We start from the raw sequence: 22,306 nt of genomic DNA on the forward strand, positions 1-22,306 counted from the left end.
GCATTACCACGACATCTGGATAGGCCCGTGACTTCCTCCGCCCCCGTGTGGGACTGCCCCTTCAACCACACCGACGGTCTGGAGTTCGATCCGCTTCTCAAGCGGCTGCTCACCGAGGCCCCGATCGCCAGGATCCGCCTGCCGCACGGCGAGGGCGAGGCCTGGCTGGCCACCCGCTACGAGGACGTCCGCGTGGTCACCACCGACCGGCGGTTCAGCCGCGCCGCCGGCATCGGGCGCGACCTGCCCCGGATGACGCCCGCCCCGATCGCCCAGGCCGAGGCGATCAACCTGATGGACCCGCCGGCCCACAACCGGCTGCGCCGCCTCGTCGCCCAGGGCTTCACCAACCGCCAGGTCGAGCGGATGCGCCCGACCACCCAGCGGATCGTCGACGGCTACCTCGACGAGATGGCCGAACACGGCTCCCCCGCCGACCTGGTGCACTTCCTCTCCAGCCGGCTCCCGCTCACCACCATCTGCGAGCTGCTGGACATCCCCGAGCAGGACCGCGCCGAACTGCGCGGCCACGCCGTCGCCATGATGGCGATGGGCCTCGGCAGCCGGGCCGGCCAGGAGACCGCCAAGGCCGCGCTGCGCGGCTACTTCACCGAGCTGACCGCCGCCCGCCGCGCGCACCCGGGCGAGGACCTCGTCAGCGCCCTCGCCACCGCCCGCGACGGCGACGAACTGCTGGACGACCAGGAGTTGGCCGTCATGGCGATGGTCCTGCTGGTCACCGGCCACGACACCAGCACCTACCAGCTCAGCAACATCACCTACACCCTGCTCACCCACCCCGAGCAGCTCGCCAAACTCCGCGCCCAGCCCGAACTGCTGCCGCGCGGACTGGAGGAGCTGCTGCGCTTCATCCCGTTCCGCCAGGGCGTCGGCATCGCCCGGGTCGCCACCGAGGACGTCGAGCTGGGCGGCGTGCCGATCCGGGCCGGCGAGGCCGTCCACGTCTCCTACCTCGCCGCCAACCGCGATCCGGCGATGTACGAGCGCCCCGACGAGCTGGACCTCGACCGCGGCGCCCCCACCCACATGACCTTCGGCTACGGCCAGCACCACTGCCTCGGCGCACACCTGGCCCGGATGGAGCTCCAGGTCGCCATCGGCACCCTGCTGCGGCGCTTCCCCGGCCTGCGGCTGGCCGTCCCGCCGTCCGAACTGGACTGGCACACCGGCTCGATCTGGCGCTACCCGCGCACCCTGCCGCTCGCCTGGTGACCTCCTCCCCGCGCCGCCCGCGCGGCGCCCGACCGACGCATCCGTAGACCGCCGGCCCAGGCCGCTCACCGGCCCGCCTGCCCGGGCCACCCAGGGGGGAGACCCGCACCATGGCAACACTCTGCTGCCCTGCCATCGCCGTACCCGAACACGTCATCACCCTCGACCAGACCCTCGACCTGGCCCGCTCCGTGCACGCCGGCCACCCGCAACTCGGCCTCGCCCTACGGCTGATCGAGAACACCGGGGTGCGGACCAGGCACCTGGTCCAGCCGATCGAGCAGACGCTCACCCACCCGGGCTTCACGGTCCGCAACACGGTCTACGAGCGGGAGGCCAAGCTCCGCGTCCCCGAGGTGATCGAACGGGCCCTGGGCCATGCCGAGTTGGCCGCCCGGGACATCGACCTGATCATCTACGTGTCCTGCACGGGCTTCATGATGCCGTCGATGACCGCCTGGCTGATCAACGCCCTGGGCTTTCGCTCCGACACCCGCCAGATGCCGATCGCCCAGCTCGGCTGCGCGGCCGGCGGCGCCGCCGTCAACCGCGCGCACGACTTCTGCCGCGCCTACCCGGGCGCCAACGTGCTCATCGTGTCCTGCGAGTTCTGCTCGCTCTGCTACCAGCCGACCGACCTCGGCATCGGCTCGCTGCTCTCCAACGGCCTGTTCGGGGACGCCGTCGCCGCCGTGGTGGTGCGCGGACACGGCGGCACCGGCGTGCACCTCGAACGCAACGGCTCGCACCTCGTCCCGGACACCGAGAACTGGATCTCCTACGGGGTCAGGGACACCGGCTTCCACTTCCAGCTGGACAAGCGGGTACCCGGCACCATGGAGATGCTCGCCCCGGCGCTGCGCGGCCTGACCGGCGAACACGGCTGGGACGTCTCCGGGTTGGGCTTCTACATCGTGCACGCCGGCGGCCCGCGCATCCTCGACGACCTCTGCCACTTCCTCAACCTGGAGCCGGCCACCTTCCGGTACAGCCGCGCCACGCTCACCGAACGCGGCAACATCGCCAGCGCCGTCGTCTTCGACGCCCTCGCCCGGCTGTTCGCCGACGGCGGCGTGACCGACGGCACGCCCGGCCTGATCGCCGGTTTCGGACCGGGCATCACCGCCGAGATCGCACTGGGGAGTTGGGTGGGGGCGCCGGTGGAGGCCGCCCGCCGCCGGCCCCGCGCCATCTCCACCTCGGACATCGCCCTCGTCCATCCGACCGCCCCCCGCCGTTTCCCGGCCGGCACTACGATCACCGAATGACCGACACCACACACCGGAGCGACGCCTCCGACACCGCCGACGGCTCCGACGCCTCTGGCAGAGCCGCCGAACTCGCCGCGCTCTTCCCGGCGTTGCACGCGCCGCAGTACTGGACCTGGGGCAGGTACGACGCACTGTTCTCGACCGTGCTGCCACCGGACGAGCTGGTGACCAACATCCACCTGGTGGGCTTCTCGGACGACCGTGTGGTCCTCTGCCGGGACGACCGGAACCACTGGTTCCTGCCCGGCGGCACCCGGGAGCGGGACGAGAGCATCGCCGCCTGCCTGGAGCGCGAGCTGCGCGAGGAGGCGGGCGCCCGGCTGCTCGCCGCGCCGGACTGGCTCGGCGCGCACCGCTGCCGCACGGACGACCCGACGCCGTACCGGCCGTGGCAGCCGCACCCGGAGAAGGCCTGGCTGTGGGGCTGGGCGGAGGTCGCGGTGGACTCGACACCAACCAACCCGGCGGACGGCGAGCAGGTGGTCGAGGTACGGGCGGTGCCGGCGGACGAGGCGCAGCGACTGCTGGTGGCCGGGCACGACGCCTGGTGGGGCGAGCTGATCGGACTGGCCGTGGAGCTCAGGCGGCGGGCCGGGCAGGGCTGAGACCTCCCCGTCCGAGATATTCCCGCCGGGCCCGAAGACCACTGGAACAGTCGAACAGCAGAGAGCAATGTCCGTTTTGCAGTGATATGACTCGGCCATGGATACCAAACTGCTGGCCGTGGACTACCCCGTGCTCAACATCTTCTGGACGATGCTGGAGCTGTTCCTCTGGATCCTCTGGTTCTTCCTGCTGTTCAAGATCATCACGGACATCTTCCGCAGCCATGACCTGGGCGGCTGGGCCAAGGCCGGCTGGATGATCCTGGTGATCCTGCTCCCGCTGATCGGCGTGCTCGCCTACGTCATCGCCCGCGGCAAGGGGATGAGCGAGCGGGACGTCGCGCAGGCCCGGCAGAGCGAGGCCGCGTTCAAGGCCTACATCCGGGACGCGGCCGCCGACACGCCGGAAGGCCGCCCGCGCAGCCACGTCGACGACCTGGCCAGGCTGGCGGACCTCAAGACCAACGGCTCCCTCTCCGAGGAGGAGTACCAGAAGGCCAAGGACAAGCTCCTGGCCTGAACACCGGCGCAGACGGGGCCGGCGGCAGCACCTGCCACCGGCCCCGCCGTCCGCACGTCCCCGTGCTCAGCGCCGCCCGGAGCGCCGGTCCCCCGAACCGCCGTCGCCGCCGGTCAGGCCCGCCCGGCGCAGCGCGTCCGCCATGGCGCTGTTCGCCACCGGAGCGCCGCCGGCGGAACCGCCGCCGCCCTGGCCGCGCCGGTCCTGCCCGCCCCGGTCCTGGCCGCCCCGCCGGTCCTGGCGCGGCGGGCGGGCCTGGCGCTCGCCGCCCCGGCCCCGGTCGCCGCCCCGCTCGGCACCGCGGTCGCCCCGGTCACCGCCCCGCTCGCGGCCGGCCTCGTCGTCCAGCCGCAGGGTCAGCCCGATCCGCTTGCGCGGCACGTCCACCGAGACGACCCGGACCTTCACGATGTCGCCCGGCTTGACCACCTCGCGCGGGTCCTTGACGAAGGTCCGCGACAGCGCCGAGACGTGCACCAGCCCGTCCTGGTGGACGCCCACGTCGACGAAGGCGCCGAACGCGGCGACGTTGGTGACCACGCCCTCCAGCACCATGCCGACCTCCAGGTCGCCGATCTTGTCGACGCCCTCCTTGAAGGTCGCGGTGCGGAACGCCGGGCGCGGGTCTCGGCCCGGCTTGTCCAGCTCGCCGAGGATGTCGGTGACGGTCGGGATGCCGAAGACGTCGTCCGCGAAGTCGCCCGGGCGCAGGGCGCGCAGCCGTTCGCCGTTGCCGATCAGCTCGCGCAGCTCCCCGCCGGTCGAGGCGAGGATCCGGCGCACCACCGGGTACGCCTCGGGGTGCACGCTGGAGGCGTCCAGCGGGTCGTCGCCGCCGGGGATGCGCAGGAAGCCCGCGCACTGCTCGAAGGCCTTCGGGCCGAGCCGGGCGACGTCCTTGAGCTGCCTGCGGGTGCGGAACGGCCCGTTGGCGTCGCGGTGGGACACGATGTTGTCGGCGAGCGTGCCGGTGATGCCGGAGACGCGGGTGAGCAGCGGCGCCGAAGCGGTGTTGACGTCCACGCCGACGGCGTTGACGCAGTCCTCGACCACCGCGTCCAGCGAGCGGGAGAGCTTCACCTCGCTCAGGTCGTGCTGGTACTGGCCGACCCCGATCGACTTCGGGTCGATCTTGACCAGTTCGGCCAGCGGGTCCTGCAGGCGGCGGGCGATGGAGACCGCGCCGCGGATCGACACGTCCAGCTCCGGCAGCTCCTGCGAGGCGAACGCGGAGGCCGAGTAGACCGAGGCGCCGGCCTCGCTGACCATCGCCTTGGTGAGCTTCAGCTCGGGGTGGCGCTGGAGCAGGTCCTCGGCGAGCTTGTCGGTCTCCCGGGAGGCGGTGCCGTTGCCGATCGCGACCAGGTCGACGTCGTGCTTCCTCGCCAGCGCCGCCAGGGTGGCGAGCGCGGCGTCCCACTTGTTGGCCGGCTGGTGCGGGTAGATCGTGTCGTACGCGACGACCTTGCCGGTGGCGTCCACCACCGCGACCTTCACACCGGTCCGGAAGCCCGGGTCCAGGCCCATGGTGGCGCGGGTGCCCGCCGGGGCGGCCAGCAGCAGGTCACGCAGGTTGGCGGCGAACACCCGCACCGCCTCGTCCTCGGCCTCGGCCCGCAGCCGGGCCCGCAGGTCGATGCCGAGCCGGACCAGGACCCGGGTGCGCCAGGCCCAACGGACGGTGTCGCCGAGCCACTTGTCGCCCGGGCGGCCGTGGTCGGCGATGCCGAAGCGGGCCGCGATCCGCCGCTCGTAGTCGTTCTCGCCGGGCAGGTCGCCCTCCTCGCCGTCGTAGGGCGAGAGGTCGAGGTCCAGCACCTCCTCCTTCTCGCCGCGCAGCATCGCCAGGATGCGGTGCGAGGGGAGCCGGGTGTACGGCTCGGCGAAGTCGAAGTAGTCGGCGAACTTGGTGCCGTCCTGCTCCTTGCCGTCGCGCACGGTGGCGACCAGGCGGCCGCGGGTCCACATCCGCTCGCGCAGCGAGCCGACCAGGTCGGCGTCCTCGCCGAAGCGCTCGACCAGGATCGCCCGGGCGCCCTCCAGGGCGGCGGCCTGGTCCGCGACCGACTCGTTCAGGTACCGGGCGGCGAGCGCGGCCGGGTCCTGGGAGGGGTCGGCGAGCAGGGTGTCGGCGAGCGGCTCCAGGCCGGCCTCGCGGGCGATCTGCGCCTTGGTGCGCCGCTTCGGCTTGAACGGCAGGTAGATGTCCTCCAGCCGGGCCTTGGAGTCGGCGGCCAGCACCTGCGCCCGCAGCGCGTCGTCCAGCTTGCCCTGGGCCGCGATCGACTCCAGGACGGCCGCCCGGCGCTCCTCCAACTCGCGCAGGTAGCGCAGCCGCTCCTCCAGGGCGCGCAGCTGGGCGTCGTCGAGGGAACCGGTGACCTCCTTGCGGTAGCGGGCCACGAAGGGGACGGTCGAGCCGCCGTCGAGCAGATCGACGGCCGCCTTCACCTGCCCCTCGCGGACACCCAGCTCCTCGGCGATCTTGCGCTCGATCGCCTGCTGGGCCTGCCGGGCCACCTGTTCGACTGGCGTGGTCACGAAGCCGGTCACCTTCTCCTTCAGTGCGTTCGCCGTACGCCCTGCATTCTGGCAGGTGCCGGGGACAGCTCCCGGCCGCACCCGGGGCACCCGGGCGTGGCGGCCGCGGCCCGCGGCCCCAACCAGACTCAAGCAGGCCCCCGTTGTGCCTTCCTACGCTGACGCGCATGGACACCTCCCGCCCGCTCGACGCCTCCCCCGCGCTGAACGCCCCCGGCTCACCGGACGTCTCCCCCCGGCTGGACGCGCTCGCCGCCGCCAAGTACCTGCTGTTCACCACCCACCGCAGAAACGGCACCCCGGTGCCCACCCCGGTCTGGGTGGCACGCGACGGCGACGCACTGGTCTTCACCACCGTCACCCGTACCGGAAAGGTCAAGCGGCTGCGCAACCGCTCCGACGTGCTGGTCGGGCCGAGCGACATCCGCGGCAACCTGCTCGGCGAGCAGGTCCCGGCCACCGCCGTCCTCGACCCCGACCGCGCGCCCGCCTACCGGAAGCTGCTGCGCCGCAAGTACGGGCCGCTCTGCGCGATCGCGCTCACCGCGAACGTGCTGCGCTTCGGCCGGGGCGGGACGATCGGCGTGCGGGTCACCCTGGGCTGAGCCTCCCGGCGGCACCCAACCGGCGCCCAACCGGCGCACCTCGGACGCACATCGGACGCGCGTCGAGCGCGCGTCGAGCGCGCGTCGGGATCCGGGCCGAGGAAGGACGGGTTCGGGAAAGCTGCTGAAGGGCGGCGATCCGCGCTGTACGCTGCCGGGCATGTGCGCTGCCACCCGGATGCACCCCGACGAACTGGTCATCGACGCGGCCCTGGTGCGGCGGTTGATCTCCGCCCAGTTCCCGGACTGGGTCGGCCGCCCGGTCACACCGGTCGCCTCCACCGGGACGGACAACGCGATGTTCCGCCTCGGGCCCGACCTCGCCGTCCGCCTCCCCCGGGTGGAATGGGCGGCCGGGGACGTCCGCCGCGAGAAGCAGTGGCTGCCCCAGCTGGCGCCCCGGCTTCCGCTGCCGATACCCGCACCGCTCGCGGTCGGCCGGCCCGCCGCCGGCTACCCCTGGGAGTGGTCGGTGCTCCGCTGGTTCGACGGCGTCAACCCGACCGCCGGCGCAGTCGCCGCACCCGGCGCGCTCGCCCGCGACCTGGCCGCCTTCGTCAACGCCCTGCGCGCCGTCAACCCGGCCGGCGGCCCGGCCGCCCACCGCAGCGCCCCGCTCGCCTCCCGCGACGGCTCCACCCGCGCGGCCATCGCCCAACTCGCCGGGGCGATCGACGCCGAGGCCGCGACCGCCCTGTGGGACAAGGCGCTGCGCCTGCCCGAGTACGACGGCCCGCCCACCTGGATGCACGGCGACCTCACCCCCGGCAACCTCCTGCTCAACCGGGCCGGACGGCTCGGCGCCGTCATCGACTTCGGCCTCATGGGCGTCGGCGACCCCACCGCCGACCTGATCGTCGCCTGGAACCTGCTGCCCGCCGCCGCCCGTCCCGCCTTCCGCGCCGCACTCGGCGCGGACGACGCCATGTGGGGCCGCGGCCGCGCCTGGGCGTTCTCCATCGCGCTGGTGACGATCCCCTACTACCGCCACACCAACCCGGGCCTCACCGCGAACGCCCGCCACGTCGTCCGCGAGGTGCTCGCCGACCGCAGCGTCTGATCAGGGCCTGCCCGGCGGATCTCGCCGGGCCCGCGACGCCGGACAGAACACCTAGCCCGCCGCGAGGCCCAAGGAGCGGACCAGCTGGGCCAGTTCGGCGCCGAAGAGCCGGTCCGGGCTGGTGGTCTGGGCCCGCAGGTGGCCGTAGACCTCCAGCGAGACCAGGCCGTGCAGACGGCCCCAGATCCGCAGGGCCAGCGCCACGCCGGCCGGGGGCAGCCCGGGGAAGGCCGGGCGGACCTTGCCGAGCAGGCCGGGATCGAAGTCCGCCCAGGTGAAGTCGTCGTCCGCGCCCGGTGATCCGGCCTGCGGCCAGGCCGCCGCCGCGAGGCCGGCGATGCCGACGCAGACCCGCTGGGCGGCGTCGGGCGCGGCGCCGCCCTCGGGGGCGCGGTAGCCCGGGACGGGGTCGCCGTAGATCAGCCGGAAGCCCTCGGAGTTGGCCAGCGCCCAGCCGCGGAAGGCGTGCGCCCAGGCCCGGATCCCGGCCGCCGGATCGTCTGCCGGGGCGGCGCTCCAGGCGGCCTCGACGGCGTCCGCGAGCGCGGTGTAGACGTCCGCGATCAGTGCGGTGACCAGGTCGTCCCGGGTGGCGAAGTAGCCGTAGATGGCGTTGGCCGTCATGCCCATCTCGCGGGCGATCGCCCGCAGGGTGATCGCGTCGGGCCCGCCCGAACCCATCAACTCCAGGGCGGTGCCCTTGATTTCGGCGGTCGTCTCGGCCCGCAGCCGCTCGCGTCGTCCAGTGCCTCGGGTGCCTGCCATGCGCTCACTCTACAGCGTCACCTTGCTGATTGCCGTTCAAAAACTTCACGCCGTATAGTTTTCGCACGGCGTGAGATTCTCAGGCCGTCCACCGGCATGACCAAGGGGAGAACCATGCACATCGGAGTCATCGGAGCCACCGGCACCATCGGCAGCCGGATCGTCACCGAAGCCCTCGGCCGCGGACACCGCGTCACCGGATTCAGCCGCGACGCCTCCGCCATCGACGACCAGCGGGAGAACCTCACCTGGGCGAGCCTCGACGCCCTCGACGCCGAGAGCATCGCCGCCGCCCTGCCCGGCCTCGACGTCCTCATCAGCGGCTTCCAGCCCGGCAACGGCGCCCGGGACATCATGGACACCATCGAACGCTCCATCGCCGACCCCACCGTCTACGCCACCGCCGCCCGCGCCCTGCTCAAGGCCCTGGACGGCCACCCCCGCACCCGGCTCATCGTCATCGGCGGCGCCGGCAGCCTCGAAATCTCCCCCGGCGTCGTCCGCGCCGACCACGACGACCTCCTCCACGAGGCGCTCGACGAACTCGGGCTCCCCCGCGGGTACGCCGCCGCCGTCCGCGGCCACCGCGACGCCCTGAACGTCCTGCGCACCTCCAACCGGCTCTGGACCTACTTCAGCCCCGCCGAGCAGATCGCCCCCGGGGAACGCACCGGCCGCTTCCGCATCGGCGGCGACCAGCCCGTCCTGGACGCCGACGGCCTCAGCCGGATCTCCGCCGAGGACGCCGCCGTCGCCCTCGTCGACGAGGCCGAACTCCCCCGGTTCGTCCAGCGCCGCTTCACCATCGGCTACTGAGCGACGGTCAGCGGCGACGGCCTCCGGCGGCGGCGGCGGGAGTGCCGCCACCGCCGTCGGCGGCCGTTGCTATGGTTCTCCCCGCCACTACGGGTAGGGGGACGGAACTTGGCACGCAGAAGCAGTGTGATCGACGTCAGAGTCAGCCGACGAGTGCTGTGGGTGGGCGGCGACGCGTACCCACTCCACAACATCGCCAGGGCCCGGCAGTTCCAGCTGTTGCCGCCCAAGCGCTCGCGGGTGATCATCCGGTTCATCCGGCAGGTGATCGGCCTGCTGGTGGCCACCGCCGTCCTCGGTTCGCTGCTCGGGAGCGGCGCGAACCAGGGCACGACCAAGAACGTGATCGGCGTGGTGATGCTCGCGCTCTTCGCGGTCAGCCTCCACCGACTGGTGAAGCGACTGCGGATGCGGACGGTGTACCAGCTGGTCATCGAGACCTCCAGCTCCTCGAACACGGCGGTGGTCAGCCACGACGCCCAGCAGGTCGGCAACCTGATCCAGCTGATCATGGAAGCGATCGACAACCCCCAGGCCGAGTTCGCGCTCCAGGTGGAGAACGTCCACATCGGCGACCAGATCAACCAGTACGGCGACCACAACATCGGAAAGAAGGTCGGCCTGTGAGCGGCGGCATCCACTTCGGGGACTCGGTCACCCAGCACGGGGACCACAACATCGGCATCATCAAGCACCAGGGCCCGGCCGACCCGCAGGCCGCGATGCGCGAACTCATCGCCGCCGTACGCCAGTTGCGCGACCAGGTGCCGGCCGAGGACCGTGAGGTGCTGGACGAGTCGCTGGCGGACATCGGCGACGGGCACACCACCCCGCCCACCACCCTGCGGCGCGCCCTGCGCAACATCTCCGGCGTCGCCGCCCTGGCCGCCGCCGGCGCCCCGGTGGTGGAGTCGATCCGCCGCATCCTGGACTCGCTGAGCTCCTGAGCGGCGGCGCGGCGGGCGACCAGGGGAAAATGTCATACCGGGTCAGGAAACTGCCCAGGTCAAGTACTGCTGCTAGCCTGACCCCATGAGCGGACTGCGGGAACGGAAGAAGGAGCGGACGCGGCGGGCGATCTCCGAGGCCGCCATCGCGCTCTTCCTGGAACACGGCTTCGACAGGGTCTCGGTGGCGGACGTCGCGGCCGCCGCCGAGGTGTCGAAGCCGACCCTGTTCAGCTACTTCCCCACCAAGGAGGACCTGGTCGTCCACCGGTTCGCCGACCACCAGGAGCAGGCCGCCGACGTCGTCCGCGGCCGGGCGGCCGGCGAACCGGTGCTCGCCGCGCTGCACCGGGACTTCCTCGACGGGCTCGCCCGGCGCGACCCCATCACCGGGCTCAACGACCATCCGGAGGTCCTGGCCTTCGGCGCCCTGATCCACGCGACCCCCAGCCTGACCGCCCGGGGCGCCGAATACCTCGCCCGGGCCGAGGGGTCCCTCGCCCGGGCGCTGCGCGAGGCCCCCGACCTGGCCCCGCCCCGACACCTCACCGCCCCCCTGCTCGCCGCCCAGGTCACCGCCACCCAGCGCGTCCTCGCCGAGCACAACTGGCACCGGATCCGGAACGACGGCCGGACCGCAGACGAACTCCACGCCGAGGCCGTCAGCAACGCCGACCGCGCCTTCCGCCTCCTCGGCGCCGGATACGGCGGCACCGGGCACGAAGGCGCCGCTGGCTAGAGTGCCACGCATGACAACGCGTCACCTCACGTTCGAACGGCTGCACAACTTCCGCGACCTGGGCGGCTATCCCGCCGCCGACGGCAGGTCCGTCCGCTGGGGCCTGCTCTACCGCTCCGACTCGCTCGGCAAGATCACCTCGCCCGCCGACCTCGACCGGCTCCAGGCCCTCGGCGTCCGCACCGTGATCGACCTCCGCTACCCCTGGGAGATCGCCGCCAAGGGCCGGGTGCCCGACTTCGACGGGCTGACCTACCACAACCTCTCGATCGAGCACCGCCCGTACGACCAGGCCGAGATCGACCCGGACGTCGACCCCTGGCGCTACCTCGCCGACCGCTTCGCCGAGGTCGCCGAGGACGGGGTGAAGGAGATCCGCGAGGCCCTGGACGTGATCACCGCCGCCGAGGCGCCGCTGGCCTTCCACTGCGCCTCCGGCAAGGACCGCACCGGGCTCGTCGCCGCCCTCGTCCTCACCCTGCTCGGCGTCCACGAGGACGACATCGCCGCCGACTTCGCCCGCACCGAACTGGCCACCCCGCACTTCATCGCCGAGTGGCACGCCGCCCACCCCGGTCGCACCCTCCGCTGGCCCGGCTACGGACGCGCCCCGGAGACGGTCGTCCGCCTCGCCCTCGCCGACCTCGCCACCCGCTACGGCTCGGTCGAGGGCTACGTCACCGGCACCCTCGGCGTCGACCGCGACCAGCTGGCCGCCCTCCGGGCCCGGCTGCTCACCGCCTGACCCCGCGCCGCGCGGGCCTGCGCCGGACAGGCCCTAGCCTGCGGCGGGGAGGCGCGCCGTGTCGGCGCCGAAGGGGAGGAAGACGGTGCGGGTCGCGAGGAGCCAGCTGCCGTCGACCGCGCGGAAGGTGTCCTCGTAGTGGCCGACGTTGGCCGGGAGGCGGGGCTCGATCATCCCGCCTGCGTACCCGTCGACCCGGTACGTGGTCAGGTAGGAGACCGCGCGGGCCGTCGTCGCGGACTCCACCGTGACCAGGATGTTCGTCATCAGGCGACGGGAGAGCCGGTCCGCCGGCCGGGACGCGAAGTACGCCCGCAGGGCCTCCCGGCCCTCGACCCGGCGGTCGCCGTGCGGCCAGGACCAGACGCCGTCGGGCGTGAACAGCTCGGCCACCGAACCCGGCTCCCCGAGGTCGAGGCGGTGGATGAAGTCCACGACGATCCGCTCGCAGGCGCGTTCGGCGAGCATCCGGTCGATCGGGGTGAGGGTCTCGTCGTCCATGCCCCTTTGTATCAACCACGCCGCGCTGCCGGGCAAGCCCTTTTCCAGGGCGTGTCAGGCCCGCGCTAGCGCCGCCGGCCCTTGCCGCCGGTGCGCGGCTTGCCGGCCGCGTGCGGCTTGCGCGGGGCGCGGGCGCCGGTGGGGGCGGCCGTCGGGGTGGGGGCCGTGGCGGGCCAGTGGGTGGGGCGGGTGAGGGCGGCGGGCAGGCGGGTGGTGGCGTCGCCGCGGGCGGCGTTCAGCTGGGCCTGGGTGAGGAAGAGGGCCTCGGTGAGGTCGGCGCCGGCGAGGTCGGCATCGCGCAGGTCGGCGCCGACGAGGTCGGCGAGGCGCAGGTCGGCGCCGGCCAGGTCGGCGGCGACGAGGAGGGCGCCGCGCAGGTTGGCCCCGCGCAGGTCGGCGCCGCGCAGGCGGGCCCCGAAGAGGTCGGCGCCGCGGTGTTCGCGGCGGCGGGGGACGGCGGCGCGGACGAGTTCGCTGGCGCGCAGCAGCAGGTCGCTGACGCGCTGCCGGTGGGCGGGGACGTCGACGGCGAGGATCTCCTCGGGGGTGCCGCCGGCGAGCCGGTCGGTCTGCTCCAGGGCCTGCCGCAGTTCGGCGTGGACCGGGCGGGCGGGGGCGTAGCCGAGCGCCTCGGTGAGGTACCAGAGCAGTTCGTGGAGCTGCCGCACCACCGGGAAGACGTCGTACATGGGCTTGGCGTCGGCGGGTTCCTCGCGCCAGCTGCGGCCGCCGTAGGTGATCTGGGAGACGCGCTGCCCGGCGCCGAAGCAGTCGTAGACGGTGCAGCCCGGGAAGCCCTGGTCGCGGAGCCGTTCGTGGATGCCGCAGGTGAAGTCGGTCTGCAGGTTGCGGCACGGGCTGCCGGCGGCCTTGCCGACGGCGAAGTCGGCGCCGGCGGCGAACGGCAGGGCGACGCAGCAGAGGCCGAAGCAGCTGCCGCAGTCGGAGCGCAGTGCGGTCGGCTGAGCCGCCGTGGGGTGCTGCGGCGGCTCGGTCTCGCTCACGTCGCGTGGTCCTTCCACCATCGGGGCACCGTCCGGTCCGGTGCGTCGAACCCGGCAAGCCTACTGTGCCGGGCCGGTGCGTCCCGCCTTTCCTCTGGCCACCCCCGGCCCGCCACCGGTAAGGTGTCAATCGACAGTGGACCTATTACACACGGGGGCTGGAGTGCAGGACCCGAGCATCAACGAGCTCGTCCGGATGTGGATCGCCGGCTGGACCGTCTCGCGCGGCGCGGCCGAGCCGGTGGACGAGCCCTGGGGCTGGACGATCGACGTCGGCGCGGTCGGCCACGTCGCCCGGCACGTCCTGCCCGAACCGACCGAGGCGGACGTCCGCAAGATCGCCGAGACCACCACCGCGCCGGGCACCTGGCTGAAGCTGTTCACCGAGGACGCCGTCGCCCGGTCCTGGCTGGGCCCGCAGTGGCGGCTGGACGCCCCGGGGTACCTGATGAGCGCCCCGCTGGCCGCCGAGCGGCCCGAGGCGCCGGCCGGCTACACCGTGACCACCTGGAGCCGGGGCGGGGTCGTCCGGACGCTGGTCCGCACCGACGCCGGGCACCTGGCCGCGCGGGGCCAGGCGGGCCTGGCCGGCACCGTGGCCGTCCCGGACCAGATCCTGACCGCGCCCGGGCACCAGCGCCGGGGCCTGGGCTCCCTGGTGATGCGGACGCTGCAGCACACCGGACGGGAGGCGGGCGCCGACACCGGCGTACTGGTCGCTACCCCGGACGGCCAGGCGCTCTACGCCTCGCTCGGCTGGGCCACCCGTTCCCCGATGGCGAGCCTGGCCTTCGAGCCGACGGCGGAGCAGCCCGAGACGGAGCACCCGGCGACGGACCGCCCGGAGAGCGACCACCCGGAGGCGGATCAGCGGTAGGGCAGCAGCTCGGCCCGCTTCGGCGGCCGGCCGTCACCGGAGGAGCGCCCGGTGAGCCGGCGGCCGATCCACGGGCCGAGGTGGCCACCCAGCCAGCGGGCGTCGGCGCGCAGCCGTTCGGCCCGGCCGCGCGGGGCGGCGGGCGGCAGCGGGGCGCGCCAGTCGAAGGCGGCGGGGCGGCCGAGCGCCTCCAGCACCCCTTCGGCGACCCGGCGGTGGCCCTCGGGCGACAGGTGCAGGCGGTCCTCGGCCCAGAGCCGGCGGTCGTCGAAGCAGGGGGCGGAGAACAGGTCGACGACGGCGACGCCCTCGTCCTGGCCGAGCTCGTGCACGAAGGCCTTCATCCGCAGGATGGCCGGCAGCAGCCGGGCGCTGCCCGCCATCCGCCGGGTGGGGTCGGTGCTGGTGAACAGCACGACGGTGGCGCCGGTGGCGCGCAGCCCGCCGGCGCAGCGGCCGAGCAGCCGCTCGACCCGGGCGATGTCGCAGCCGGGACGCAGCACGTCGTTGAGGCCGCCGGCGAGGGTGACGAGGTCGGCGCCCATCGCGGTGGCGGCGGCGAGCTGCTCGTCGTGGATCTGGCCGATGAGCTTGCCGCGGACGGCGAGGTTGGCGTAGCGGAACGCGGGAGCCTCCCCGCCGTGGACCCGGCCCCGGACCTCCTCGGCGAGCACGTCGGCGACCCGGTCCGCCCAGCCGCGGTAGTGGCCGTCGGACAGCAGCTCGTCGCCCATGCCCTCGGTGAAGGAGTCCCCGACGGCGACGTAACTGCGGTAGGTGGTGGGCACGGGCGGTCTCCGCTCTCCTCCGATTGCTCCGTGGCCCGACGATGGTACGCGCGGCCGGTCCGGGCGCCGCCCGGGGCCCCGGCGCTCACCCCGCGACGGCCGCCTCGTCGTCCGTCTTCCGGGGGGTGAACCAGTGTTCGCGGACGGCGTCGGTGGGCCGCTGTTCGCCGAGGGCGGGCAGGCCCCACTCCCCCAGCGCCTCGATCACCGGGCGCAGTTCGCGGCCGCGTTCGGTGAGCTCGTAGACCGTGGCGTTGGCGGGCCGTTCGAGCCGGCGGCGCAGGGCCAGACCGTCGCCCTCCAGCTGCTTGAGCCGGGCGGCGAGGATGTCGGTGGAGACGCCGGGCAGGTCGGCGTGCAGGTCGGTGTAGCGGCGCGGGCCGCCGAGGAGTTCACGGACGATCAGGAGGCTCCAGCGCTCCCCCACCGCGTCCAGGGCGCGGGCGACGGCGCAGTACTGGTCGTAGCTTCGGCGTGACATGTGGATCAGCATAGCCAAAAGGTTGGACTTTCCAAGTGCCAACTTGGTAGAACAAAGCAACAGCAATGATGCGGGTGGTGACGGTCCGGAGGCCGCAGATGGAGTTTCGACAGTCCAGCAAGCTGAATGACGTGTGCTACGAGATCCGCGGCCCGGTGGTCGACCAGGCCAACGCGCTGGAGGAGGCCGGGCACAGCGTGCTGCGGCTGAACACCGGCAACCCGGCCCCGTTCGGCTTCGAGGCGCCGGAGGAGATCATCCAGGACATCATCCGCAACCTGCCCGGGGCACACGGCTACAGCGACTCGCGCGGCATCCTGCCGGCCCGCCGCGCGGTGGTGCAGTACTACCAGCAGCGCGGCGTGAACGGGGTCGGCGTCAACGACGTCTACCTCGGCAACGGCGTCTCCGAGCTGATCCAGATGGCCGTCACCGCGCTCGTCGACGACGGCGACGAGGTGCTCGTCCCGATGCCGGACTACCCGCTGTGGACGGCCGTGGTCCGGCTGGCCGGCGGCAAGGCCGTGCACTACCTGTGCGACGAGCAGGCGGAGTGGTACCCGGACCTCGACGACATCGCCGCCAAGATCACCGCCCGCACCAAGGCCATCGTCGTCATCAACCCCAACAACCCCACCGGCGCGGTCTACCCCAGGGAACTGCTGGAGGGCATCCTCGACCTCGCCCGCCGCCACCACCTGATGGTCCTGGCCGACGAGATCTACGACAAGATCCTCTACGACGACACCGAGCACCACTGCCTCGCCGCCCTCGCCGACGACGTCCTCACCCTCACCTTCAACGGCCTGTCCAAGGCCTACCGGGTGGCCGGCTTCCGCAGCGGCTGGCTGGTCGTCTCCGGGCCCAAGCAGCACGCCACCGACTACCTGGAGGGCCTGACCATGCTCTCCGGCATGCGCCTGTGCCCCAACGTGCCCGCCCAGTTCGCCGTCCAGGCCGCGCTCGGCGGCCACCAGTCCATCAACGACCTGGTGCTGCCCGGCGGCCGGCTCACCGAGCAGCGGGACGTCGCCTTCAAGGCCCTCAACGAGATCCCCGGCGTCAGCTGCGTGAAGCCCAAGGGCGCCCTGTACGTCTTCGCCAGGCTCGACCCGGCGGTCCACCGGATCGTCGACGACGAGCAGTTCGTCCTGGACCTGCTGCTCCGCGAGAAGATCCACGTCGTCCAGGGCACCGGCTTCAACTGGCCCCGCCCGGACCACTTCCGCTTCGTCACCCTCCCCCGCGCCGACGACCTGGAGACGGCCATCAACCGGATCGGCCGCTTCCTGGCCACCTACCGCCAGAGCTAGGGCCTGTCCGGCCGATCTTGCCGGACCTCGGCAACACCTAGGCTGACCGGTCATGACCGTCCTGCGTTCCGTCGCCCTGTTCGTGCTCGCCGCGCTCGCCGAGATCGGCGGCTGCTGGCTGATCTGGCAGAGCGTGCGCGAGCAGCGGCCGTGGTGGCTGGCCGGGGTGGGGGTGGTGGTGCTCGGCGGGTACGGCTTCGTGGCGGCGCTGCAGCCGGACAGCCACTTCGGCCGGGTGCTGGCCGCGTACGGCGGCGTGTTCGTGGCCGGGTCGCTGCTGTGGGGCGTGGTCGTGGACGGCTTCCGGCCGACCCGGTACGACGTGGTGGGCGCGCTGATCTGCCTGGCCGGGGTCGCGGTGATCATGTACGGACCCCGGCGCTGAGCAGCGGACCGCTCGACGCCGGGGCCTCGTACGCCGGTTCAGGCGCCACCGGGACCGGTGCGGGGACTACCAGCCCCAGCCGCCGCCCTGGCCGTCGTCGTCGTGGTCGGAGTCCCAACCCTCGCCGACCTTGCGCAGGATGGTGTAGTTGTCGATCTGCGTGCCGTCCTCGGCCAGCGCGGTGACCTTCATGGACGACTTCTGGCCCAGGTGGGCCGGGGTGACGTCGACCTTGATGAAGGAGTAGCCGGTGTAGCGCACCCGCGACCACTGGATGGTCTCGGGGACCTTCACCCTGCCCTTGCCCCAGTAGTAGGTGTTCACCTCGTCCTGGTGGTTCTCGTGCCCCTCGTAGGTGTCCGACACGTCGAACTTGTACAGGCTGCGGCCGGCCGCGCCTGCGGTCACGTAGACCACGCCGTCCTTCGCCGGCTCGATGGTGGCGCCGCTCGGCACCTGCTTCGAGACCTTGTTGCCGAGGATCGCGTCGGTGCGCTCGTAGATGTGGTTGTGGCCGTTGATGACCAGGTCGACCCGGAACTTCTCGAACAGCGGCACCCAGGCCTCGCGGACACCGCCCTCGGAGGCGTGCGCGACGGTGGTGGAGAAGGCGCAGTGGTGGAAGAAGACCACGACGAAGTCGATGGTCTCGTCGTTGCGCAGGTCCTTGAGGGTGCGCTCCAGCCACGTGGTCTGCTTGTTCGCCGAGAGGCCCAGGTTGGCCGGGATCTCGTAGGAGACGTCGTTGGCGTCGAGGGAGATGACGCCGACGTTCTTGTAGCGGAAGGTGTAGACGCCGGGGACCTTGCGCGGGTCCGGGCCGTTGTCCGGGAGGAAGAAGCGGGTGTTCTCGCCGCCGTACCCGTTGGGCGAGTACCAGGCCTCGATGTCGTGGTTGCCGTAGGCGACCATCCACGGCACGGTGGCCGCGACCGTCTCGGTCTGGACCAGGAAGTCGTCCCAGGTCCGGGCGTTGTACACGGACTTGTCCGGGTCCGTGCCGGAGCCGGCCGGGTCGGCGTAGCAGATGTCGCCCGCGTGCAGGTGGAAGGACGGGTTCTGGGCCAGGATGACGTGGTCGTTGCCGGCCGCGTGCGAGCTGACGCCCTGGTCGCCGAAGGCGGTGAAGGTGAACGGCTCGTAGACCTTGCCCCAGCGGTGGTCGCGGGAGGGCGCGGTGCGGAAGGTGTGCAGGGTGGAGATCTGCTGCTGCGAGGCCGGGTCGAAGCCCTCGTGGCCGACACCGTAGTAGTACGTGGTGTCGGGGTGCAGGTCCTCCAGCGCCACGTGCAGGTAGTACTGGTCCACCGGCTGGCTGTTCGGGGTCAGCGCCGGGGTGTGCAGGGCGCGGACCTCGGCCTGGACCTTGTGGCTCAGCTCCCACGGAGTCTTGCCGAAGCGCAGGAACGGCTTCTTGACCGGGGCCGGGACCTGCCAGGAGACACGGAACTGGGTGTCCGGCTCGGGGCCGAACTGGAGGTGGCGCCCGATCGGCGCGACCATCGAACCGTCGACGCCGGCCGTCGTGGCACCGGTCAGCAGCTGCGGGCTCGCCGGCGCGGCGAAGGCCGTTCCACCGCCCAGCGCGCCGCCGACGGCGACGGCGCCCACGGTCACCGCGCCGGCGCGCAGCATCCGGCGGCGGGAGAAGCGCGCCCGCAGGTACTCGTGCTGCTCGGCCATGCTCATGCGGTCGGCGAGCTTGGCCGGCACGCCCATGTGAGGGATATCCATGCGCGGGACTCTTCCAGTGGCGCGTTGACCGCACACGGACGCGCGGTGAACGGGCCACAACGTGCCGTTCACTCGAACACCAACGTTCGACCATGATCAGGCAAAGACCGTGCTCACGCCGGACCGACCCCGGATCATGGCCCCGGCCCGGCGGGCGATCTGAACCCCCGTCGACTCCGGGGCACCAGGGCGCTCAGCCGGACGGCTCGTCCCAGGTGGTGGCGGCCCGGTTGCCGGTGCCGTCGCAGGTGCGGCAGATCTCGTCCCGGTAGGCGTGCTTGGCGCCGGTCGCGTCCACCCGGTAGCGGACGTACACCCCGGTGCCGTCGCAGAGGAAGCAGTTGCCGCCCCCGCCGCCCACCTCGGTGGTACCGGTGCCCTGGCAGGTCCGGCAGTTGAGACCGGCGGTCCGGCCGGTGCCCGCGCAGATACGGCAGACCGTCGTCATCGTCGTCCTTCCTGGGCGGAACCGCTGGCAGCCATCGGTCATGGTAGTGGGGCCGCCGAGGGCGGCGTCCACCGGATCTCCATCGGCCGTCGATCCGACCAACCCGCTTGCGCGGAAGCGGCGATGAGGACGGATCAGCTCCGCTCGCCGCGGCTGCTCCGCCGGCGGGCCCTCCGCTCCGGCGGGCCCGCTACCCGATGGACCCGCTACCCGGCGGACCCGCTACTCCGACAGGCCCTCGCGGACCCGGCGGGACACCGAGATCAGCTGGAGGTCGAGCAGACCGGGCGGGTCGGCGAGACCGGGACCGCCCGCGTGCACCCAGGCGGCTATCTCGTCGATCATGTCGTCCGCCAGCACGAAGCCCAGCCACACCGGACGGCCGCCCGCCGCCCGGCCCTCCCCGGACGGGCCGACCACCACCACGTTGGACTGGGTGCACACGTCCAGGCACTTGACCGCACGGACCCGGCCCGCCGTACCGACCGCCGCCCGCAGCCGCTCGTACTGCCCCGCGTGGTCCACCCCCGGGTGCTTCGCCTCGGTGCCGCAACAGCAGCCGCGGCAGACGGTGACGGTCACCGGGGAGGCGGCGGCCTGCTTGCGGTCCCGGTCTCGGCGGCTCATCGGCTCTGGTACTCCCCCTGGTCACGGACGCTGGCTGCACGCGCAGCCTACCCGCCGGCCCACGGCCCCCCGCAGGGTGCCGGGGGCGAACACCGGTCCGTAGGATGCCCTCATGGGACATGCGACCACCGAGAAAGCCGTACCGCGGATGCGCCTGGACGCCTCCAACGCGGCCAAGGTCGCGACCACCCTCCAGGCCCTGGCCACCCCCTCCCGGCTGCTGATCCTGGCCGCACTGCGCGAGGGCCCGCGCGCCGCCACCGAACTCGCCGACGCCGTGGGCATGGAGCAGTCCGCCTGCTCCCACCAGCTGCGACTGCTGCGCAACCTCGGCCTGGTCGTCGGCGAACGCCGCGGCCGCTCGGTGGTCTACTCCCTGCACGACGACCACGTGGCCGCCCTCCTCGACCAGGCCGTCTACCACGTCGAACACCTGCGCCTGGGCCTCACCGACGAGCAGTGACCGGCGCCCCCTCGGGCGGCCGGTGCACCCCCCGACACCTCCTTTACGCCACCGCCTGCGCGGCCGCGCGCCCCGCCGTGCGGCCGGAGAAGAGGCAGCCGCCGAGGAAGGTGCCCTCCAGGGAGCGGTAGCCGTGGACGCCGCCGCCGCCGAAACCGGCTGCCTCGCCGGCGGCGTAGACGCCCGGGAGCGGCTCGCCGTCGGGGCGCAGGACGCGGGAGGAGAGGTCGGTCTCCAGACCGCCGAGGGACTTGCGGGTGAGGATGTTCAGCCGGACGGCGATCAGCGGGGCGGCGGCCGGATCGAGGATGCGGTGCGGCGGGGCCACCCGGATCAGCTTGTCGCCGAGGTAGCGGCGGGCGCCGTGGATGGCGGTGACCTGGAGGTCCTTGGAGAACGGGTTGGTCAGCTGCCGGTCGCGGTCCTCGACGGCGCGGCGCAGCCCGTCGGGGTCGATCAGCGCCTCGCGGGTCTTGGCGTTCATGCCGCGGGCGAGGTCGGCGAGGGTGCTCGCGACGACGAAGTCGGGCCCGTGCCGCAGGTGGCCCCGGACCGGACCGGGGGCGCCGGGCAGCGCGCGGCCGAGGACACCGCGGACGGACTTGCCGGTCAGGTCGGGGTTCTGCTCGGAGCCGGAGAGGGTGAACTCCTTCTCGATGATGCGCTGGTTGAGCACGAACCAGGTGTGCTCGTACCCGGTGGACATGATGTGGTCGAGCGTGCCGAGGGTGTCGAAGCCGGGGAACAGCGGGACGGGCAGGCGGTTGCCGCGTGCGTCCAGCCAGAGCGAGGACGGGCCGGGCAGGATGCGGATGCCGTGCCGGGCCCAGATCGGGTCCCAGTTCTCGATGCCCTCGGTGTAGTGCCACATCCGGTCGCCGTTGATCAGGCTGGCGCCGGCGTCGCCGGCTATGCCGAGCATCAGCCCGTCGACGTGCGCGGGGACGCCGGAGAGCAGCTTGGCGGGCGGGGTGCCGAGCCGGGCGGGCCAGGCCTTGCGGACCAGGTCGTGGTTGCCGCCGATGCCGCCGGAGGTCACGATCACGGCCTGGGCGCGCAGTTCGAACCGTCCGGCGCTCTCGCGTGAGCTGGCCTCGCCGCGGGCCGCCGGGCTGGGCACCAGGACCTCGCCGGTGACGGTGTCGGTGACGCCCGCGGTGGCGCCCAGGCCGGTGACCCGGTGGCGGAAGCGCAGGTCGACCAGCCCGCGGGCGGCAGCGGCCCGGACCCGGCGGACGAAGGGCTCCAGCAGTCCCGGCCCGGTGCCCCAGGTGATGTGGAAGCGGGGCACCGAGTTGCCGGGGCCGTCGGCGAGCAGGCCGCCGCGCTCGGCCCAGCCGACGACGGGGAAGAACCGCACGCCCATGCCGTACAGCCAGGAGCGCTTCTCGCCGGCCGCGAAGTCGACGTAGGCCTCGGCCCAGCGGCGGGGCCAGGCGTCCTCGGGCCGGTCGAAGCCGGCCGTGCCGAGCCAGTCCTGCCAGGCGAGGGCGTGCGAGTCACGGATCCGCATCCGACGCTGCTCGGGCGAGTCGACGAGGAAGAGGCCGCCGAAGGACCAGTGCGCCTGGCCGCCGAGCGAGGCCGCGGGTTCCTGGTCGAGCAGGATCACCTTCCGTCCGGCATCGGCGAGTTCGGCGGTGGCGGCGAGTCCGGCGAGTCCTGCTCCGATGACGATGACGTCGGCGTCCAGGGCCATGCGCAGTCCTCCGTCGCGGCGGGCGGGACGACGCGCGGGGGTGGGCGCCGTCGCTGTGCGCCCGATACTGCGGCCTGCGGTGACGTCCGGTCAACCAGCGGGTAACAACCGACCGCGGCAATTCCGCTCCACGCCGTTT

General features: G+C 73.0%; 24 protein-coding genes and 1 pseudogene. 15 read left to right on the top strand and 10 right to left on the bottom strand.

Annotated elements, in window-relative coordinates:
- Window positions 1-27: 27 nt before the first annotated feature.
- The 4 genes from P3T27_RS03495 to P3T27_RS03510 all read left to right on the top strand — a co-directional run bounded on the left by P3T27_RS03495 (window position 28) and on the right by P3T27_RS03510 (window position 3,629).
- The gene (locus P3T27_RS03495) at window positions 28-1,233 is read left to right on the top strand and encodes a cytochrome P450 (RefSeq protein ID WP_280674223.1); all 1,206 of its coding nucleotides are present in this window, start codon (window positions 28-30) and stop codon (window positions 1,231-1,233) included.
- 110 nt (window positions 1,234-1,343) lie between these two features.
- Window positions 1,344-2,501: a type III polyketide synthase gene (locus P3T27_RS03500; protein WP_280674224.1), complete on the top strand. Its 1,158-nt coding sequence runs from the start codon at window positions 1,344-1,346 to the stop codon at window positions 2,499-2,501.
- Entirely contained in the window at window positions 2,498-3,109 is a 612-nt protein-coding gene (locus tag P3T27_RS03505) for an NUDIX hydrolase (protein WP_280674225.1), read from the top strand. The genes P3T27_RS03500 and P3T27_RS03505 overlap by 4 nt, the downstream gene beginning before the upstream one ends.
- 97 nt (window positions 3,110-3,206) lie before the next feature.
- Entirely contained in the window at window positions 3,207-3,629 is a 423-nt protein-coding gene (locus tag P3T27_RS03510; protein ID WP_280674226.1) for an SHOCT domain-containing protein, read from the top strand.
- Between the two features lie 66 nt (window positions 3,630-3,695).
- Here P3T27_RS03510 and P3T27_RS03515 read toward each other — a convergent pair whose 3' ends face one another.
- Window positions 3,696-6,170 carry a Tex family protein gene (locus P3T27_RS03515; RefSeq protein WP_280674227.1) on the bottom strand — a complete coding sequence of 825 codons (2,475 nt, stop codon included), beginning with the start codon at window positions 6,168-6,170 and terminating at the stop codon, window positions 3,696-3,698.
- Between the two features lie 167 nt (window positions 6,171-6,337).
- Here P3T27_RS03515 and P3T27_RS03520 point away from each other — a divergent pair, with 167 nt between their 5' ends.
- Together P3T27_RS03520 and P3T27_RS03525 are read left to right on the top strand one after the other, a co-directional pair.
- Window positions 6,338-6,775: a PPOX class F420-dependent oxidoreductase gene (locus tag P3T27_RS03520; RefSeq protein ID WP_280674228.1), complete on the top strand. Its 438-nt coding sequence runs from the start codon at window positions 6,338-6,340 to the stop codon at window positions 6,773-6,775.
- Between the two features lie 160 nt (window positions 6,776-6,935).
- The gene (locus P3T27_RS03525) at window positions 6,936-7,835 is read left to right on the top strand and encodes an aminoglycoside phosphotransferase family protein (protein ID WP_280674229.1); all 900 of its coding nucleotides are present in this window, start codon (window positions 6,936-6,938) and stop codon (window positions 7,833-7,835) included.
- Window positions 7,836-7,886: 51 nt separating this feature from the next.
- Here the strand turns inward: P3T27_RS03525 and P3T27_RS03530 are convergent, their stop codons facing one another.
- On the bottom strand, window positions 7,887-8,600 hold the full coding sequence (locus P3T27_RS03530) for a TetR/AcrR family transcriptional regulator (protein WP_280674230.1): 714 nt from the start codon (window positions 8,598-8,600) through the stop codon (window positions 7,887-7,889).
- 114 nt (window positions 8,601-8,714) lie between these two features.
- On the opposite strand from P3T27_RS03530, the gene P3T27_RS03535 reads away from it, so the two are divergent.
- The 5 genes from P3T27_RS03535 to P3T27_RS03555 all read left to right on the top strand — a co-directional run bounded on the left by P3T27_RS03535 (window position 8,715) and on the right by P3T27_RS03555 (window position 11,847).
- Window positions 8,715-9,416, top strand: coding sequence for an NAD(P)H-binding protein (locus P3T27_RS03535; RefSeq protein ID WP_280674231.1), 702 nt, complete (start codon window positions 8,715-8,717; stop codon window positions 9,414-9,416).
- 126 nt (window positions 9,417-9,542) lie between these two features.
- Window positions 9,543-10,043, top strand: coding sequence for a DUF6232 family protein (locus P3T27_RS03540; protein ID WP_280674232.1), 501 nt, complete (start codon window positions 9,543-9,545; stop codon window positions 10,041-10,043).
- Entirely contained in the window at window positions 10,040-10,363 is a 324-nt protein-coding gene (locus P3T27_RS03545; RefSeq protein WP_280674233.1) for a hypothetical protein, read from the top strand. The genes P3T27_RS03540 and P3T27_RS03545 overlap by 4 nt, the downstream gene beginning before the upstream one ends.
- 85 nt (window positions 10,364-10,448) lie before the next feature.
- On the top strand, window positions 10,449-11,102 hold the full coding sequence (locus P3T27_RS03550) for a TetR family transcriptional regulator (RefSeq protein WP_280674234.1): 654 nt from the start codon (window positions 10,449-10,451) through the stop codon (window positions 11,100-11,102).
- A 10-nt stretch (window positions 11,103-11,112) separates the two neighbouring features.
- Window positions 11,113-11,847 carry a tyrosine-protein phosphatase gene (locus P3T27_RS03555; protein WP_280674235.1) on the top strand — a complete coding sequence of 245 codons (735 nt, stop codon included), beginning with the start codon at window positions 11,113-11,115 and terminating at the stop codon, window positions 11,845-11,847.
- A 33-nt stretch (window positions 11,848-11,880) separates the two neighbouring features.
- On the opposite strand, the gene P3T27_RS03560 is transcribed toward P3T27_RS03555, so the two are convergent.
- Together P3T27_RS03560 and P3T27_RS03565 are read right to left on the bottom strand one after the other, a co-directional pair.
- Complete coding sequence (locus P3T27_RS03560) at window positions 11,881-12,348, bottom strand: nuclear transport factor 2 family protein (protein ID WP_280674236.1); 468 nt, start codon at window positions 12,346-12,348, stop codon at window positions 11,881-11,883.
- 65 nt (window positions 12,349-12,413) lie between these two features.
- Window positions 12,414-13,352 carry a pentapeptide repeat-containing protein gene (locus tag P3T27_RS03565; RefSeq protein WP_280674237.1) on the bottom strand — a complete coding sequence of 313 codons (939 nt, stop codon included), beginning with the start codon at window positions 13,350-13,352 and terminating at the stop codon, window positions 12,414-12,416.
- Between the two features lie 163 nt (window positions 13,353-13,515).
- Between P3T27_RS03565 and P3T27_RS03570 the strand changes: the two genes are divergently transcribed.
- The gene (locus tag P3T27_RS03570; RefSeq protein WP_280674238.1) at window positions 13,516-14,229 is read left to right on the top strand and encodes a GNAT family N-acetyltransferase; all 714 of its coding nucleotides are present in this window, start codon (window positions 13,516-13,518) and stop codon (window positions 14,227-14,229) included.
- Here P3T27_RS03570 and P3T27_RS03575 read toward each other — a convergent pair.
- Both P3T27_RS03575 and P3T27_RS03580 read right to left on the bottom strand, forming a co-directional pair.
- The gene (locus P3T27_RS03575; protein ID WP_280674239.1) at window positions 14,220-15,017 is read right to left on the bottom strand and encodes an SGNH/GDSL hydrolase family protein; all 798 of its coding nucleotides are present in this window, start codon (window positions 15,015-15,017) and stop codon (window positions 14,220-14,222) included. The two genes, P3T27_RS03570 and P3T27_RS03575, sit on opposite strands and share 10 nt — an antisense overlap.
- A 127-nt stretch (window positions 15,018-15,144) precedes the next feature.
- Window positions 15,145-15,498: pseudogene (locus P3T27_RS03580) on the bottom strand (helix-turn-helix domain-containing protein); the annotation flags it as partial.
- 98 nt (window positions 15,499-15,596) lie between these two features.
- On the opposite strand from P3T27_RS03580, the gene P3T27_RS03585 reads away from it, so the two are divergent.
- Together P3T27_RS03585 and P3T27_RS03590 are read left to right on the top strand one after the other, a co-directional pair.
- Window positions 15,597-16,811, top strand: coding sequence for a pyridoxal phosphate-dependent aminotransferase (locus P3T27_RS03585; protein WP_280674240.1), 1,215 nt, complete (start codon window positions 15,597-15,599; stop codon window positions 16,809-16,811).
- A 52-nt stretch (window positions 16,812-16,863) separates the two neighbouring features.
- Entirely contained in the window at window positions 16,864-17,196 is a 333-nt protein-coding gene (locus P3T27_RS03590) for a YnfA family protein (RefSeq protein WP_280674241.1), read from the top strand.
- 66 nt (window positions 17,197-17,262) lie between these two features.
- Here the strand turns inward: P3T27_RS03590 and P3T27_RS03595 are convergent, their stop codons facing one another.
- From P3T27_RS03595 to P3T27_RS03605, 3 genes are all read right to left on the bottom strand, one after another.
- A complete protein-coding gene (locus P3T27_RS03595; protein WP_280674242.1) occupies window positions 17,263-18,930 on the bottom strand; it encodes a metallophosphoesterase family protein in 1,668 nt (555 codons plus the stop codon).
- A gap of 193 nt (window positions 18,931-19,123) precedes the next feature.
- A complete protein-coding gene (locus P3T27_RS03600; RefSeq protein ID WP_280674243.1) occupies window positions 19,124-19,378 on the bottom strand; it encodes a hypothetical protein in 255 nt (84 codons plus the stop codon).
- Between the two features lie 222 nt (window positions 19,379-19,600).
- Entirely contained in the window at window positions 19,601-20,005 is a 405-nt protein-coding gene (locus P3T27_RS03605; protein WP_280674244.1) for a (2Fe-2S) ferredoxin domain-containing protein, read from the bottom strand.
- A gap of 112 nt (window positions 20,006-20,117) precedes the next feature.
- Here P3T27_RS03605 and P3T27_RS03610 point away from each other — a divergent pair, with 112 nt between their 5' ends.
- Window positions 20,118-20,468 carry a metalloregulator ArsR/SmtB family transcription factor gene (locus P3T27_RS03610; RefSeq protein WP_280674245.1) on the top strand — a complete coding sequence of 117 codons (351 nt, stop codon included), beginning with the start codon at window positions 20,118-20,120 and terminating at the stop codon, window positions 20,466-20,468.
- A gap of 43 nt (window positions 20,469-20,511) precedes the next feature.
- Here the strand turns inward: P3T27_RS03610 and P3T27_RS03615 are convergent, their stop codons facing one another.
- Window positions 20,512-22,167, bottom strand: coding sequence for an FAD-binding dehydrogenase (locus P3T27_RS03615; RefSeq protein WP_280674246.1), 1,656 nt, complete (start codon window positions 22,165-22,167; stop codon window positions 20,512-20,514).
- Window positions 22,168-22,306: the final 139 nt, after the last annotated feature.

This window comes from Kitasatospora sp. MAA19 (genome assembly GCF_029894125.1).
Taxonomy (GTDB): domain Bacteria; phylum Actinomycetota; class Actinomycetes; order Streptomycetales; family Streptomycetaceae; genus Kitasatospora.